This is a genomic window from Streptomyces sp. NPDC004658, from assembly GCF_040609555.1.
Classification (GTDB): domain Bacteria; phylum Actinomycetota; class Actinomycetes; order Streptomycetales; family Streptomycetaceae; genus Streptomyces.
In genome coordinates this window covers 40,233-54,767 of the sequence record NZ_JBEXKG010000041.1, presented here as the reverse complement: position 1 = coordinate 54,767, position 14,535 = coordinate 40,233, and the positions used below count along the sequence as shown (strand labels likewise).

12 protein-coding genes are annotated in these 14,535 nt (G+C 70.9%); 4 read left to right on the top strand and 8 right to left on the bottom strand.

Features of this window, described 5'->3' with window-relative positions; genetic code table 11:
- Positions 1-37: 37 nt before the first annotated feature.
- Positions 38-3,184 carry a DNA polymerase III subunit alpha gene (gene dnaE, locus ABZV94_RS17085; RefSeq protein ID WP_356341134.1) on the bottom strand — a complete coding sequence of 1,049 codons (3,147 nt, stop codon included), beginning with the start codon at positions 3,182-3,184 and terminating at the stop codon, positions 38-40.
- A gap of 502 nt (positions 3,185-3,686) precedes the next feature.
- Between dnaE and ABZV94_RS17080 the strand changes: the two genes are divergently transcribed.
- Entirely contained in the window at positions 3,687-4,670 is a 984-nt protein-coding gene (locus ABZV94_RS17080) for an ATP-dependent DNA ligase (RefSeq protein WP_356341133.1), read from the top strand.
- 18 nt (positions 4,671-4,688) lie between these two features.
- Here the strand turns inward: ABZV94_RS17080 and ABZV94_RS17075 are convergent, their stop codons facing one another.
- Positions 4,689-6,137: a hypothetical protein gene (locus tag ABZV94_RS17075; protein WP_356341131.1), complete on the bottom strand. Its 1,449-nt coding sequence runs from the start codon at positions 6,135-6,137 to the stop codon at positions 4,689-4,691.
- A gap of 134 nt (positions 6,138-6,271) precedes the next feature.
- Between ABZV94_RS17075 and ABZV94_RS17070 the strand changes: the two genes are divergently transcribed.
- The 3 genes from ABZV94_RS17070 to ABZV94_RS17060 all read left to right on the top strand — a co-directional run bounded on the left by ABZV94_RS17070 (position 6,272) and on the right by ABZV94_RS17060 (position 9,254).
- Positions 6,272-7,003 carry an aminoglycoside phosphotransferase family protein gene (locus ABZV94_RS17070; protein WP_356341130.1) on the top strand — a complete coding sequence of 244 codons (732 nt, stop codon included), beginning with the start codon at positions 6,272-6,274 and terminating at the stop codon, positions 7,001-7,003.
- A gap of 151 nt (positions 7,004-7,154) precedes the next feature.
- Positions 7,155-8,399, top strand: coding sequence for a DUF4132 domain-containing protein (locus ABZV94_RS17065; RefSeq protein ID WP_356341128.1), 1,245 nt, complete (start codon positions 7,155-7,157; stop codon positions 8,397-8,399).
- A gap of 297 nt (positions 8,400-8,696) precedes the next feature.
- On the top strand, positions 8,697-9,254 hold the full coding sequence (locus tag ABZV94_RS17060) for a hypothetical protein (RefSeq protein WP_024127467.1): 558 nt from the start codon (positions 8,697-8,699) through the stop codon (positions 9,252-9,254).
- A gap of 175 nt (positions 9,255-9,429) precedes the next feature.
- On the opposite strand, the gene ABZV94_RS17055 is transcribed toward ABZV94_RS17060, so the two are convergent.
- From ABZV94_RS17055 to ABZV94_RS17030, 6 genes are all read right to left on the bottom strand, one after another.
- Positions 9,430-10,275: a hypothetical protein gene (locus tag ABZV94_RS17055; RefSeq protein ID WP_356341126.1), complete on the bottom strand. Its 846-nt coding sequence runs from the start codon at positions 10,273-10,275 to the stop codon at positions 9,430-9,432.
- A gap of 134 nt (positions 10,276-10,409) precedes the next feature.
- Positions 10,410-11,714, bottom strand: coding sequence for a hypothetical protein (locus tag ABZV94_RS17050; RefSeq protein ID WP_024127469.1), 1,305 nt, complete (start codon positions 11,712-11,714; stop codon positions 10,410-10,412).
- A gap of 53 nt (positions 11,715-11,767) precedes the next feature.
- A complete protein-coding gene (locus ABZV94_RS17045; RefSeq protein WP_356341124.1) occupies positions 11,768-12,259 on the bottom strand; it encodes a hypothetical protein in 492 nt (163 codons plus the stop codon).
- Positions 12,260-12,293: 34 nt separating this feature from the next.
- Positions 12,294-12,707 carry a hypothetical protein gene (locus ABZV94_RS17040; RefSeq protein WP_356341123.1) on the bottom strand — a complete coding sequence of 138 codons (414 nt, stop codon included), beginning with the start codon at positions 12,705-12,707 and terminating at the stop codon, positions 12,294-12,296.
- On the bottom strand, positions 12,707-13,420 hold the full coding sequence (locus ABZV94_RS17035) for a hypothetical protein (RefSeq protein ID WP_356341121.1): 714 nt from the start codon (positions 13,418-13,420) through the stop codon (positions 12,707-12,709). Before ABZV94_RS17035 ends, ABZV94_RS17040 begins: the two co-directional genes overlap by 1 nt.
- 135 nt (positions 13,421-13,555) lie before the next feature.
- The gene (locus tag ABZV94_RS17030; protein WP_181412018.1) at positions 13,556-14,494 is read right to left on the bottom strand and encodes an AAA family ATPase; all 939 of its coding nucleotides are present in this window, start codon (positions 14,492-14,494) and stop codon (positions 13,556-13,558) included.
- Positions 14,495-14,535 lie beyond the last annotated feature (41 nt).

The following is a 14,535-nucleotide window of genomic DNA, read 5'->3' as shown; positions in this document are numbered from 1 at the left end:
ACAGCAGCAGACTCACGGCCGACGCCCCGTCACCGCATCAAAAATGGTGCACTTTCATCCGTACGAGGTGGTGCACGTTCGCTTGTACGCCGACAACCAGACCGCTGCCGTCTTCGAGGGTGACGAAGATGATCCTCTTGCCCGACGCGATGGGAGGGGTCTGCGTGGAAGCGCGCACCCCGGCGACGAGGACGCGCTGCCCGGGGCGCATCGTTTTGAGGTGCGCGGCGTCGGTTGCGCCGATCTCGCGCAGGAGGCGGTGGTGGTCCTGCATCAGGTGCCGGGAGACGTCGATCTTCAGAACGCCGAGCTCGGCCTCCAGCCGCTCGCGGGCGGACATCTCCCGCAGTCCGGAGGGGCCCGCGGTCACCAGGGTGGCATCGAGCGGGAGCTGTCCGGCGCCGGGGCGGGTGCGGGTGTGGCGGTGGAGCTCGGTCGCCTGCAGCAGCAGGTCCCGCCGCGTGGCTTTCCCCTTGATCTGATCGAGTGCGCCGATGCGGATCAGGCGTTCGACGGTGGGCAGCTTGGGGTGGGCCCGGGCGAAGAAGTCCTGCAGCGAGGTGTAGGGCTGGGCTGCGGCGATCCGTGCGACCTCGTCTTCGCTGATGCCCTTCACGGAGGAGAGCGAGATGCGCACGCCCCATCCGGCGTCGGTCTGCTCGACGGTGAACTGGGGGCGAGAGGTGTTGATGTCGACGGGGAGGACGGGCACGTTGTGGCGGCGGGCGTCGGCGACGATGACGCGCAGTGGCCACATGCCCGGGTCGTGCTCCAGCAGCCCGGCGTAGAGGGCGGCGGGGTGATGGGCCTTGAGCCAGGCGGACTGCAAGGCGGGGACGGCGAATGCCACTGCGTGCGCACGGCAGAAGCCGTAGGCGCCGAACGACGAAACAGTGTCCCAGACCTCGTCGAGCACGCTCGGGCTGTAGCCGCGGGTGCCGGCCAGCTTCCGGAACCAGGTCTCGATGCCTGGCAGGCGATCGGCGTCGCCGAGGGCGCGGCGGGCGACCTCCGCCAGTGCGCGGTCGCAGCCGGTCATGATGGCGAGGATGTCGATGATCTGCTCGTGCCAGATGGTCACGCCGTAGGTGTCGGCGAGGACGGGTTCGAGGTCAGGGTGGGGGTAGGTGGGAGCGGCGCCGTGGCGGGCGGCGATGTAGAGGGCGGGCATGCCGCCCTGCACCGGCCCGGGCCGGAACAGGGAGATGTCGGCGATGACGTCCTGGGGGTCGCGAGGCTGGAGCCGGCCGACCAGGTCCTGCTGACCGGGTGATTCCAGCTGGAACATGCCGACCGTGTCGGCGTTCTGGATCAGGGCGAAGGCAAAGCGGTCGTCGAGCGGGACGTGGTCAGGGTTGTCGAGGTCGATGTGGCGGCCGGTGGTACGACGGATCTCATTCACGGCGTGCGCCATGGCGGACTGCATCCGCACGCCGAGGACGTCGAGCTTGAGCAGGCCAAGGTCCTCGACGTCGTCCTTGTCGGCCTGGACCATCGGGTACTGGCCGCCCGGCGTGGGCTGAACCGGCAGCCGGTCCAGCAGTGTGGAGTTGGACAGGATCACTCCGCAGGGGTGCATGGCGATCCCGCGCGGCAGCCGGTCGAGCCCTTCGGCGAGCTCCCACAGCGGCCCGAACGACTCGGCCTGTGCCGCAAGCTGGCGAAGTTCGGGGAGTTCGGCGAGCGCGGGCCGAATGTCACAGGCGGGCAGGTGCGGGAACGACTTCGCGATCCGGTCCACGACGTGAGGGGCGAGCCCGAGGGCGAGCCCGGTGTCGCGCAGGGCGTGGCGGGCGCGGTAGGTCTCAGGCATGCCGGTAACCGCGACCCGCTCTCGGCCGAAGCGTTCGATGATCCGGTCGTAGACCTCCAGGCGGCGCGCGGACTCGACGTCGATGTCGATGTCGGGCAGTGACGTCCGCCGCTCGGACAGGAACCGCTCGAAGAGCAGATGGTGCTCCAAAGGGTTCGCGGTGGCGATGAAGAGGGCGTGGTTGACCATGGAGCCGGCGCCGGAGCCGCGGGCCGCGACCCGGATGCCCATGTCGCGGATGTCGGCAACGACCTGGGCGACCGCGAGGAAGTAGGGCTCGAAGCCGAGCCGGCCGATGATGCCGAGCTCGTATTCGAGCTGGTCCATCGCGCGCTGGTCGAGGTCCAGGCCCCTGGCCACCATGCCAGCCTCGCACCGCTGCCGCAGCAGCCGCATCGCCCCACCGGGCTCCGGAGCGGCGCCGACCACCGTCGGCTCGGGGAAATGCGGCACCCCAAGACCCAGGTCGCGTACGGGGTCCACGGTGCAGGCGTCCGCCGCGGCGATGGTGTCGGCGATCAGCCGCTTGGCGCGGCGCCGGTCTGCCCCGGCTGCCGCTGCGACCCTTTCGGCGATCGCGATCATGTCGGCAGGAGGCTTCAGCCAGCGCTCGCCGCAGTCCAGCCGCCGACGGTCGATAGGCCGCAGCAGCCGGGCCGCGTCCAGCACGTCTGCGATCCGGTGCTGGGCGGCATCGGCATACCTGACCGCGTTCGTCAGCACCGCGGGGATGGACAGGTGGTCCGCGAGCGCGAGGGTGTGCGCCGCCAGACGCACCGACCCCGGGCCGGTGCCAGGCAGGCCCCAGCACACGATCTCCAGCCGCAGCCCGCGGCCAGCGACCTGCCGCCACGGCGCGAGAAGGCGTTGTGCGATGTCCGCTCGGCCGCCGGCAAGGGCGCGCAGCGGCTCGGAGGCAGGCCCGAGCAGTACCAGCAGGCCGTCCGACGCGTACTTTGCGAGCGCTTCCCAGGACGCCGTCGCAGGTGCGCCGGTCGGGAATGCGTCGGAGTGAGCGGTGGACACCATCCGGCACAGCCGCCCCCATCCGGCGGCGTCTTGAGCGAGGAACGTGGCCCTGAACGGTGCCTCGACCACGTGCGCGCCGCCGCGCGCGGGCGCGCGACGGCGAACCGGAGTCTGAGAGATGTGGCTGGCAACGCCGAGATCGACGCCGAACACCGGTCGGATGCCGGCGTTGGCAGCGGCCTTGGCGAAACGAACGGTGCCGGTCACCATGTCGCGGTCGGTCAGCGCCACCACACCTGTCCCGCGCTCGGCAGCCCGGGCGACCAGGTCACGAGGGTGGGAGGCGCCATAGCGGGCCGAAAATCCACTCGCCACATGCAGGTGAGGCACTCCTCCATGCATGACACCCTCCGCTCAAACCCCCCTAAACCACCATAGATCTCTTCATCCGCTCCTCGACTATATCGAACCTGTATTCGAGTGCGCGCACCTCGGCCAGCAAGATTCGGCCTGCGCAGGCTCTGCTGGGGCTGGCCACCGGAATCGCCGGGCACACCCTGGTACGGCTCCGCCCTCGCAGAACCTGGCGCTGCCGGATCAGCAGCCCGAGGACCGGACCGTGCACCAGGCGGCCGATCAGCACAGACTGCGACGCATTCGTCGCCCGCGCTTAGATGGTCGGTTCGACTAGGGGCGGCGTGGAGTTGCCCCCGCTGATCCCGGGACCGTCAACCTCGAGCGCGACATGGTGCTGGCCCCAGCGCGGGCGTGATGGGCCGCGTGGACGACCAGTCCGGAACGAAGCGGCTGGCCGACGCCACTGCCTGACCGTGACACTTCAGGGGGTTCATGCGCAGCTTGCCCCGGGGCGCGAGCACGGCGGGGACGGCGTAGGAATGGAAAGGTGCACCTTTCACCCCCCGTCGAGCCGATGCTAGCCCGCTCCGTCATCGCGATACCCGCCTCTGTAAGGCGGCCGACGGTCTACGAGCAGAAGGCCGACGGATTCCGTTGCCTGGTCTTTGCCCGGCCGGAACCATTTCTCCAGTCCAGACGTGGTGCGAATCTGACCCAGTCGTTTCCGGAGCTCGCCCGCGTCGCCTCTGCCCTCGGTGTCGAAGCGGTCCTCGACTCGGAGCTGGTCGTGTGGGGTACGCAGGGACTCGACTTCCTCGCGCTGCAGAACCGGGCCCGCCGCCGGGGAGCCGGTGCTGAGCGTGCGGCTCGCGAGCGGCCAGCCCACCTGATCGTCTTCGATGTGCTCGAGCTGGCCGGCGACGTCCTCATGGACGAACCGCTGCGCCACCGCAGGGCCGCGCTCGAGAGGCTCTTCGCCGCGCGGCGCCTGGCCGCACCGTGGGCCCTGTGCCCGCAGACCACCGATCTCGCAACTGCCCAAGCGTGGATGGACCCGGTCTGGGGCGCGGCCGGGATCGAAGGCGTGATGATCAAGGATGCGGATTCCCGGTACCGGCCGGGCGAGCGCGGGTGGCTGAAGCTGAGGACGCGTACGACGGACGAAGGGATCATCGGAGCGGTCACCGGTACCGCGCACGCGCCGACGAGTCTCCTGCTCGGCCGGCTCGACGTGGCGGATCGGCTGAAGTTGGTCGCCCGCACCACGCCCCTGCCCCGCAAGGCGGCTGCCGAACTCGGCGCCGTCTTGCATGCGGCAGGCCCGGAGCACCCCTGGTGGGGGTGGCGTATTTCGGCTGGGTGGGGGTCGAAGGAACCGCTGGTTTTTCAGCCCGTCATTCCCGAACTTGTCGCTGAGGTTGACACCGATACCGCGGTCGATCTGGGGCGGCACCGTCACCCCGTGCGCTATCTGCGCCTCCGGGCCGACCTTACGCCCGCTGAGATCCCGCTGTTCGGCGAGCACGCTTAGGGGAGCGCCCGCGCACCGCTACGTGGTGCCGTCCCCGCCCGAGAGAAACCACCGCCGCCGGCGGCGGCCCTGCGGCTCGCTCCCGCCCGTGGAAGGACTGCCCGGCTCTCCAGACTGGGAGCGGCCGAGCACGGCGGCCCGTACGGCCGGCCAGTCCTGCGCACACCACCAGGCGAACAGGGTCGTGGTGGCGAGCACCGGGAAGGGGATCGCGTCGACGAACCCCTTGCGCTGGTACACCTCGGCCGGGCGCTCGGCAGGATAGAGCCGATGCTGATGGTTGACGATCAAGGCGGCGCAGGTGACCGGCTGGCCGGGTCGCAGCTGCGGCCAGGTCTCCAGATGGCGTTGAAGGTAAGAGACCAGTTTCTCCCCCGCCGCGCCGGAGGCGGCCTTCACCTCGACCAGGCAGGCGGACCCGTCCAGCTCGGCGAGGAGGTCAGCCGACTGGGTGCCCAGTTCCGCGTCAAGGTCGGTGACGGTGAATCCAGCGGCGCGCAGAACGACGGCCACCGCGTCGACCAGCTCGGCGCCGCTGCCGTACAGCAGACCGGACCGCACGGGTTCGGCCTCCTGCCGAGCCTGCTCCAGATCGGCCTGAAGGCGGGTCTCTTCTTCCCGGTAGCGGCGCTCCATCTCCTCCAGGGCGCCGCGCGCTTGCTTCTCTGCGGGCGTCTCGAGGTCGGGGTCGACGCTGTGTCGGGAGCGGACGCGGCGCAGCGCGGCCGGGACGTTCTCGGGAAGGGCCCGCTGGACGAGCCAGTCGACCACCGTGTTCCAGTCGACCCCATCAGGGATCACGTACCAGATCTGCTGACCGTCGCCGGACGTCCAGCGGGCGACGACGGGCTCGCCCAGGCTGTCCACGAGGATCGGCACCAGCTCGCCTTCCGGCGTGTGCACGGTGGTGCCGCGGGGGCCCTCCATGGCGGTCGGCTGCACAGCCATCGCCCACCAGGGGGCGTTGGCCGGGCGGTTGCGCAGCCTCAGGCCCAGGTCGCGGTCGGCCGCGTCCAGATCAGGAGCCAACGACACCTCTGCCCCTGCGAGCAGGCGCTTGCCGGCGATCGAGCCGGTGAAGTGACGGAAGTCCACGCGGCCGCCAGGGCGGCCGAAGACCGACCGCACGCCGTCATTGTCATCGTCCACGTTGCCCATCGTGGCGATGATCAGCGCGGGCTCGCGGCGCGATGCCGCCCCGGACAGGAACCGGTCGAATTCGTCAGCGCCCCGACCGGAGAAGTGGCTCGGGTTGATCGCGGCGGCGCAGGTACTGGTGTCCTGGTCGAGCCAGCGCGGCTCAACACCGTGCTCGCTCCACCTGATGCCCGCGTACCTGGCCGAGGCCGCGAAGCGCTGGCGCGCGTAGTCGGCGGCCTGCGGATCGGGCTCCTCCATCTCGGAGGGGTCGTGGACAGCAATGTGAACGGGGACGAGTCCGTTCGGACCCGAGAGGTGCCCGGCCATGTCCGAACCGTAGCGGCCCCCTGTGACACCACCGCCCCCGGGCGTCGCGGCCGCCACCCGTCCAGGGCCTCGCCCTCACATAAGCATTCGCATCCGCTGGACTGACAGGGAGCAAAACCGCGCAGCATGGAGCCATGGAGAACGAAGTGCCGTTGTCCGGTGGACGCATCACCCGCGGCGTGGTCAGGGTCGGTGACACCGTTCGGCGGCCAGTTACGCCATCGTCCCGGTTTGTGGCAGAGCTGCTCGATCACCTTCAGCAGCAGGGTTATACCGGCGCGCCACGCCACCTTGGGTACGACCCGGCGGGTCGCGACATGCTCAGCTACCTGCCCGGCTGGGTGCCCGCGCGCTTCCAGCGCTGGACCGATCCTCAAGTCGCCGCCGCTGGAACCTTGCTCCGCGGCTTGCACGATGCCACCCGTGGCAGCCGCCTCGCTGGTCGGTGTCCCGTGGTCTGCCATCACGACCCGGGGCCGAACAACACAGTCTTCTCAGACGATGTGCCGGTCGCCTTCATCGACTTCGACACTGCCGCACCAGGCGACCCGCTCGAAGACCTCGGCTACATGGCGTGGACCTGGTGCGTCTCCTCCAAACCCGTGGCACCGCCCGCCGCCGCCCAGGCAGCGCAGGTGCGCATCCTTGCGGATGCCTACGGACTCCCCGCCGCCGCCCGGCCCTGCCTTGTCGAAGCCATACTCGATCGCCAGACGCGTAACGCCCAGTGGTGGCGAAGCCACCTCACCCGACCGCGTCCTCGCGTCGCTGACGACCAGCAGATCACCGAGCGCATCCGCTGGTCCGAGCGGGAACACGCCTATACCGCGGCCAACCGCGAGGCCTTCGAGGCAGCCCTGCGCTGAGGACAGCCCCGCGCACGGCTCGAACGCCAAGACGACCTGCCTAGCCAGAGCCAGAGGCCTCGCTCAAGCGACACCTCCCGCCCCTCCACAGCCCTGCAGGCGTCCTGGGCGACGCGACGGGTATGTCAGTGCTGCCTGCCAAGATCACGGTATGGCTGAATGCGTGGATGACCTGCTGGAGCACGGCAACGGCTGGGCGGAGCGGATCCGGGAAAGGCTGACCCACCTGCCGCCGGAGCTGACCGCGTTGGTGCTGCACCTCGGACAGGCCGGGACCTTCTGGGACTGGCACTACAAGGTCGACGCCGCCTGGAAGCGGCAGACAAAGGCCTTGCTGAAGGCCGACGGCGCCTGGGAGCTGGTGGCGGAGGCCATACGGGCCCTGTCGGCCGGCGGATCCCTGCACGACTGCACCGACCCCAACGTCACCTGGCAGGAACTGTGGGCCAAGTCGGACCGCACCCCCACCCGCGGCCTGGCCTGCGGCTTCGCCTTGGCCGCCGGCTACCTTGCCCTCGGCGCCTCGCCGACCGAGCTCGAGGACCTGGTCGCAGACCTGCTGACGGTGGCACGCAAGAACGCCTTCGTCCTGGACGGCTACTACAAGCGCGACGACGACCTGTCCGGCGCCGTCTTCACCGCCCTCGCCGACCTGTCGGCCATGGAAGCCCTCTGGACCCTGCACCGCGAGGTACAGCCGGGCGCCCACTCCCACCGGCACCTGGCCAAGATGGTCAAGAAGACCGCCACTCGCCTCGGCGTCCCGCCCCACCAGCTCCAGGAACGGACCGTGCCCACCCACGGCGTCGGTCCGGACGGCACCCTGCAGCTGGGCTGGATCGGCCGCGGCGCGGTCTGGCTCAACATCCCCTACGAAGCCGTCATCACCGTCTCCGACACGGGCCGGGTCACCGTGGACTGGATCGACGTCGACGAAGGCGGCGCCACCACCCGTACCTCCTCGCCGTTCCGCTCGCCCACCGGCTTCAAGACCAAGTACCTGCCCCACAACGTCGACGCGACCCGGCTTCTGGCCCGCAAGATCGAGGAGACCCTGAGCGCCGAGCGCCGCCGCCTGAACGCGCTGCTGTACGAAAACCGCGTGTGGCCGCATGCCGAATGGGCCCGCTACTACCGCGATCACCCCCTCACCGGCATCTTCGCCCGCTCCCTGATCTGGGAGTACGAGAGCGAAGAGGGCATCTGGACTGCGGGCCTTCCCCACCTGGCCGGCTGCCTCACGCTGGACGGCCGCACCCTCGACGTCGCTGGCACCGCCCGCATACGGCCTTGGCACCCCAAACAGGCAACACCCGCTCAAGTCGAAGCCGTGCGCACCTTCCTGACCGAACGCGACGTCCACCAGCCCTACGACCAGATCAAGGACGCCACCTGACACCCAACCCCTACTCGTCGCGAAATCCCAACCCCCGGGCTCCCGCCAGGCGAACGCCTGTGACCTGCATTTTTCGGAAACGCTCAGAAGCTGCCGAGAAAAATGGCTACGCTGGCCGCTCCACGCGGGCTGTGCTCCGACTGAAGGAGCCACCCGCCGTCCGCCGCTACTGAGCCCAGCGGACCGACACCACCCACCCTCACTGGTTTTCTCTCTACGACCCCTACACAGGGCCCCGTTGCCGATGGCACGGGGCCCTTTTGCATGCCCGAAACCGCTGCAACCTGGAGGCACACCGTGGCCGAGCCGCACTTCACCGACCCCGAACTGACCGCTATCTGGGCATACCTGCGCCCATCGTCGGCCGAAGGCCCGTCGCCCGCGCACCTGGCCCGTGCCACGCGCCACCGGACGCCCAACGCCCAGGCCATCGCCGCCCGAGAAGGCCTCGATCTCGGGCCCGAACTGCAGCGCGTCATCCAGCGAAGCCGCACGGCCGCCCCGCGCACCAGGTCACCCCGCCGCGATGCCGGCCCCCGGCCCGCGGAGCGCTCCCGGGTGAAACAGCTGATCGCCACGCTCGCGCCCCGGATGCGACAGCATCTCCTGCGGGAGCGAACCGCCGCCTGGGCCGCGCTCGGGCTGACGCTCCCGGAACTGGAGACCTGGATGCGGGCCCTGGGCGTGGACGGCGCCGCGACCGTACAGGCCTGTAAGGCCTGGGGCGTGGGTCTCGCTGCGCTGGACGTCGTCCTGGACGGACGGCAGGTCCGTCGCCGCCTTCGTGAGGGCACCACCGTCACATCGCTGCTGGCCCTGGCGAGCGAGCGCGGAATCGACCTTCGCCGGCGATGACCCGTGGTGAAGCGACCCGTACTCGCGTGCCGGCCAACCAGCAGGCGAATACGGGTGCTTCCCGTCCGTCCGGCACCAGATCCCGCCTGCGGTCGGGGCACGAAGGAGGGAGGTGCTGTCCGCACGGCGAACGCGCGGACAGCACCTGAAGCCACGACCAGCGGCGGTGACGACATCAGCGCGATCCGGAACCCGCGAGTCGTACGGAACGGCGTGCTGCGGCTGTCGGCACACGACCCGAAGCGCCAGCGGGACCGCGCGACGTGATCACGATCTGCTGATGGACGACATCCTCGAGGGGGGCCTGCTCGGCCGGCCCGGACTGCTCCAGCAGCTCAGCGACCGTCTCCGGCATCGTGAACCGCACCGTCGACACGTCTTCAGCCTCCGGCTGCTCAACGACGGACAGATCGGTGTACAGCATCTGCTGGAGCTCGGCGTCGATCTCTTCCGCGGTCACGGCCCACGGGTCGATGCCGCCCGCGTGCTGCCACACCTCGTACGCCACGCCTTCGGCCTCCTCCCACAGCGGCCGGGACGGATCACGGCGGGGGAGCTGCTGCGGGCCGCGCGCGAGGTAGCCGACCAGCGTCCCCAGGACCTCGGCACGAAAGCCGGCCGCGCGAGCACGCAGCGTGGAGGGAGTCTCGTCATCCAGCTGTCCGGACAGCACCGTGAGCAGGGAGCGGCGCCAGCTGCCGAAGGCCCGGGCGGCCCGGGTGGCCAGCCGCTCGACGGAGGTCAGGACGCGCCGCAGTGCGGCGAGGTAGCGGGCGAGCGAGCGCGGCTTGCCCTGCACCTTCAGACGGCGGTAATCCAGGCGGCTGGCGATGGATCCATCTGGACCGTCCAGGGCCGGGATGGTGGCGTTGACGCCGTAGATCCGGGCGAGCTCCGTGGCGACGGCGTGCTGCTGCCGGGCCCGCTTCGGGGCGCTGGCCGGGAAGTACAGGTCGGCCTGGACGCGGCCCGGGCTCAGCTGGTAGGGCCGCGGAATGTCGACGTAGCGCCGCGAGGTCATGCGGGGGATCCCTTCATCGGGGGTGGGCAGATCGGTGCGTCGGCGGGATGTGGCTTCTTCCCTCGGGTCCGTGACGGACTTCGGGGATCCTCGCGGGCGGTGGGCCCCGTGCCGCGTGGGCTGCGGTCTTGTGCTCAGGTGGCACGAGCCGCTCCGCAGGAGCGGGCCTCACCCGCGCCCTGCTCGGAGGGGGCCGGCGAGAGCAGGGCGGTGAACTGGCGGTGACGGCCGGTGCGGTGACGCAGCTTCCCCGCGACCCGGGTCTCCTCGCGGCGCCGCCGGGCCAGCTGGGTGCGGGCGGCCTTCAGGTTCTCCTCGGCGCGCAGCTTCCCGGCGGCGATCCGCAGCCCGGCCACGTCCGGCCGATCCAGGTAGTGCAGGGCCAGGGCGCGCAGGACGGCGCCGGCCCGGGTGCTTGTGGCGTCCGGCGCGCAGTGGGAGCGGGTGTCGTCGATCCGCACGCTGGCTGGCAGCCGGCTTGGCGCGGTGGGAGTGATGTCGCCGCTGCGGGGGTGGCTCCATCCGCCGGACAGCTGGACGCCGTTGACCGTGGGCTCGTCGCGGCAGGCGCGGTCGTGCCAGCCGGTGCCGGTGGGGCGGCCGTAGAAGACGTAGATGCCGCCGGGGACGGGGTCGCTGCTGTAGCGGTCGGGGCCGACGGTGAACAGGCCGTGGATCCGGGCGCCGTGGACTTCGTACACCACCCGCCCCAGGGAGGCGATCACCTCCCGCTCCAGGACCGTCACCACCCCCAGCGCGGTGCCCGCGCCGTCGACGAGCGTGAGTCGAGCTGGCGTCGTGGCCGGCGGGAGGATGGCCGGCTGGCGGCGCCTGACCAGGCCGGTGATCTGGTTGATGCGGTGGCGTGCGTGTGCCCGCTGGGCACGCACAGTGGCCAACTCGTGTACCAGGGCGCGGATATGGCGCTCCTCCCAAGCGGCCCGGTCGCCAGCTCGGTGCTGGGCGGCGGCCAGGATGAGGGCGTCGCGGTCGTGGCGCTGGTGCCAGTGCCGCACCACGGCGACGACCACGGCCTCGAGGACGGTGCGCGCGCCGTCGGGGATGCGGCGGGTCCGCCCGTCCTCGCGCACGGCCACCGCGTCACCGCACAGGAACGGCGTGTTGGCGGTGACGGTGCGAGGGTCGAGCGCGGTGGTGTGGCCGGGGACGCGGACGCCGCGTACGACCGGCTCGTCCAGGCGGGGCTGCCCGTGGGGCGCGCGGTCGTGGCCGTCGCCGAACTGGACGCGGACCTGCTCGGCCAGCACCGGGCCGTCGTAGGTGGTGTGGGGGATGACGACCAGCGTGCCGCGCACGTGGCGGCCGTGCAGGAGGTAGCGGGCGCGGCCGTGCGGTGCGGGCAGCGTGCGCACGCTCAGCCGGCCCTCGCCGGGCAGGGGAAGCTCGGCGGTATCGGCAGCCGTGAGCGAGTCGACCATGAGGGGGTTGCTCCTGGAGGGGGCCCGGCAGTCGACGCGGGTAGGAAGGGAGTTCACAGGGTGATGCGCAGGTCCTCGCCGTAGTTCGGCTCGGCCTCGTCGGCGATGGCCGTGAGGGTCTCGTCGATCTCGGTGTTGTCGAAGTCGGCGTCGAGGGTCTCGGTGCGGCCGCCGTAGTGGGCGGTCACCTCGTGCAGGAACCACGGGGTGTTCTGCGACCGGTAGGTGAAGGTCACCGCGTCCGGCGTGGGCTCGGGCCGCTGCGCGAACCAGGTGCGCAGGTGATGCCGCAGCTCCTCCCACAGCTCGGGCGGGATGGGGTAGAGGCCGGGCTCGACGTCGGAGATGGGCTTGCCTGTGCGGTCGTAGCCGCAGCCGGAGCACAACTGCGCCTCGCCCGGATTGCTCTGGGTGGAGCAGGCGGAGTTGAGGCAAGGCCACAGCAGGCCGGTCGCGTACGCGGTCTCGGTGATGACCGTCTTGCGGGAGTCGTCGAAGGCGTTGAGCAGGGCGGTGAGGACGGGGCCGACGGCGGGGGCGGTCAAGGAGGAGTCCCTTCTGCAGCGGGCGGCGGGGCGGTCAGTCGTCTTCGGCGTCGAAGTGGGCCGAGGCCAGGCGGAGTTGCTCAACCTGGGTTGTGGAGAGCACGTCGTCGGGGTCGCCGTAGGTGCCGTACAGCTCGACGGCGGTGCGGACGGCGCCGCGCAGGCCCCAGGGGCCGAGTATGTCCAGCAGGTCCTGGACGGGGTCCGGGGCGCAGGCGACACCGCACGCGTCGTGATCCTGGTCGTTGAGGAGGCCGGCGGTGCGCAGGCTCTCGTGGACGGTGGTGCAGCAGCCGCTGCCAGCGGCGGCCGAGGCGCGGATGGCCTGTACGGCGGCGACCGGGTTGGGGAGGCGGGAGTGGCTGGCCACGGTGTCCGCCAGGCCGAGGAGGAAGTGGGCCGCGCCGTCGACGGCGGCGCGGCCCAAAGCCGTCAGCGTCTGCCGCATCACGCGGCGTCCTCCGTCGCTGTCAGCGGCCGCAGCGCCGGGGGGAGCGACTTCAGCAGCGGGCCGACGAAGGTGCGGGCCACGTCGAGCGCGGGCCTGCGCCAGTACGGCGAGCGCAGCAGATGCGACCACAACCGCTCGTCGACCGCGATGGCCTCCTGGTCCTCGTATTCGGGAACGGATCCCGGCAGGTGGGCGCCGGTGATGTCGATGTGCACGCCGTTGGGATGCACGACCACGAGGTGCGCCAGCTGGCAGGCGCAGACCCCGTCGCTCAGCTCCTCGGCGCTGCACATGTCAGGGTCAGTGCCGCAGTAGTCGCTGATGAGAACGGCCATGGGCCAGCCGGTGGCGTCGGACAGGGCGCGGGCTAGGGCGTGGCACTGGCCATTGCGGAAGGCGGCGCGGGCATTGCCGTCGAGCGTGCCGGTGATGAGAGGGAAGCGCTGGCCGTCCTGGCCGAGCACGGTCACCTTCTGGTTGCTGGGCAGCCGGACCAGCTCGGTCAGCGTGCTCATGGCCTGCTCCAGCCACTGCTGCGTCTCCCGCGCGATGGCCAGCTCCTGCTCGTCGTACTCCGCCTCCCGGTCCACCGCGACGTCGCCGTCGGCGTCGAGATACGGGTCGAGGGCGGCCTTGTGCCGGTCGGCCAGGGCCCGGTAGCTGTCGAGCAGGGTGTAGATCGGTCCAGGATCGATCAGCGTGTGAGGCATGCACATCCTTGAGACGGAGGGGAGTTGCCTCGCCCGCAGGCGCGGCCGCGATGGGCCGCGCCAGGGCAGCACGGGGCGAACGGTGCTGTCGGGCGGGCGAGTGCAAGGAATCGGGGGCCGGGCTCCGCCAGGGGGCTAGCGATCGGCGGCGCGCAGCTCGTTGCCGCGCTGGGTGATGTACGCGCCGAGCGTGGTGCCGGTGCTGTCCGGCAGCAGCAGGGGGTAGCCCTCGGCCTGCCGCAGCCGGACACGGTTCATCAGGTCGCCCAGCTCCTCGAAGGTCAGGCCGGGCAGTCGCGCCTCGGTGACGAGGTCGTCGACCGGCTCGATCGGCGCTCCCTGGTCGAGGTATGCCTTAATGCGGGCCGCGAAGGCGGCGCCGGGCTCCGGCTCGACCGCACCCGCGAGATCAGCCGTGGGTGCCCTGGTCACGACCAGCGTGTGGGGGTGGTGCATCGTGGCGACGATGTCGAACTCGTACTCCAGGCCGTCGCGCCAGCTCGGTCCCAGCGGGATCACTCGCCTGCGCTGGTTGCCGTACTCGTCCGGCTCGCTGACGTAGTCGAGCCTGTCGCGGACCGTGACGAACACGTGGCCGGGGTAGCCCATGAGGGCGTCGAGCATCCTCCACTCCAGCGGCCGCACCTCGTTCCAGCCGCTGGTTGCGCCGCGCTTGCCCGCGCGGACGGCCTTCTCCCGGACACCGCCGGGGCCGTTCCAGAACTGGCTGAGGGTCGAGATGACCACGGTGTCGTAGCCCTGGTCCGCGCAGTGCGCGAGTGCGGTGATCAGCGTCTCGGGCGAGAAGTACGAAAGCGGGGGGCACATGTCGAAGGGGAAGGTGTCGGCGTAGACACTGGCCTTGCCGCGCTGGGTGTCGATCGCGGCGACCTTCTTGCCGATGGCGGTGGCCAGGGCGAGCGCGGTGTACAGGGTGCCCGAGCCGGGCGGCCCGTCCAGCGCCACACGAGCGTGGCGCTGCCTGCGCACGGCCTTGTCGAACTGGTACCTCTCGGGCCGGGTAGCCTGTGCTGCGGCAGCACCGGGGCCGGGATGCGTCGTGGTATCCGTCAAGGTTCCTCCGGGAACCACTCGGTGTTCCAGCGTGATCCCGG

Bases quoted from the DNA above. Each gene is read 5' to 3' on its own strand.
- ABZV94_RS17050 (WP_024127469.1), bottom strand. From the start codon at position 11,714: ATGGTCGACTCGCTCACGGCTGCCGATACCGCCGAGCTTCCCCTGCCC.
- dnaE (WP_356341134.1), bottom strand. From the start codon at position 3,184: ATGCATGGAGGAGTGCCTCACCTGCATGTGGCGAGTGGATTTTCGGCC.
- ABZV94_RS17040 (WP_356341123.1), bottom strand. From the start codon at position 12,707: ATGCGGCAGACGCTGACGGCTTTGGGCCGCGCCGCCGTCGACGGCGCG.
- ABZV94_RS17035 (WP_356341121.1), bottom strand. From the start codon at position 13,420: ATGCCTCACACGCTGATCGATCCTGGACCGATCTACACCCTGCTCGAC.
- ABZV94_RS17055 (WP_356341126.1), bottom strand. From the start codon at position 10,275: ATGACCTCGCGGCGCTACGTCGACATTCCGCGGCCCTACCAGCTGAGC.
- ABZV94_RS17075 (WP_356341131.1), bottom strand. From the start codon at position 6,137: ATGGCCGGGCACCTCTCGGGTCCGAACGGACTCGTCCCCGTTCACATT.
- ABZV94_RS17065 (WP_356341128.1), top strand. From the start codon at position 7,155: ATGGCTGAATGCGTGGATGACCTGCTGGAGCACGGCAACGGCTGGGCG.
- ABZV94_RS17070 (WP_356341130.1), top strand. From the start codon at position 6,272: ATGGAGAACGAAGTGCCGTTGTCCGGTGGACGCATCACCCGCGGCGTG.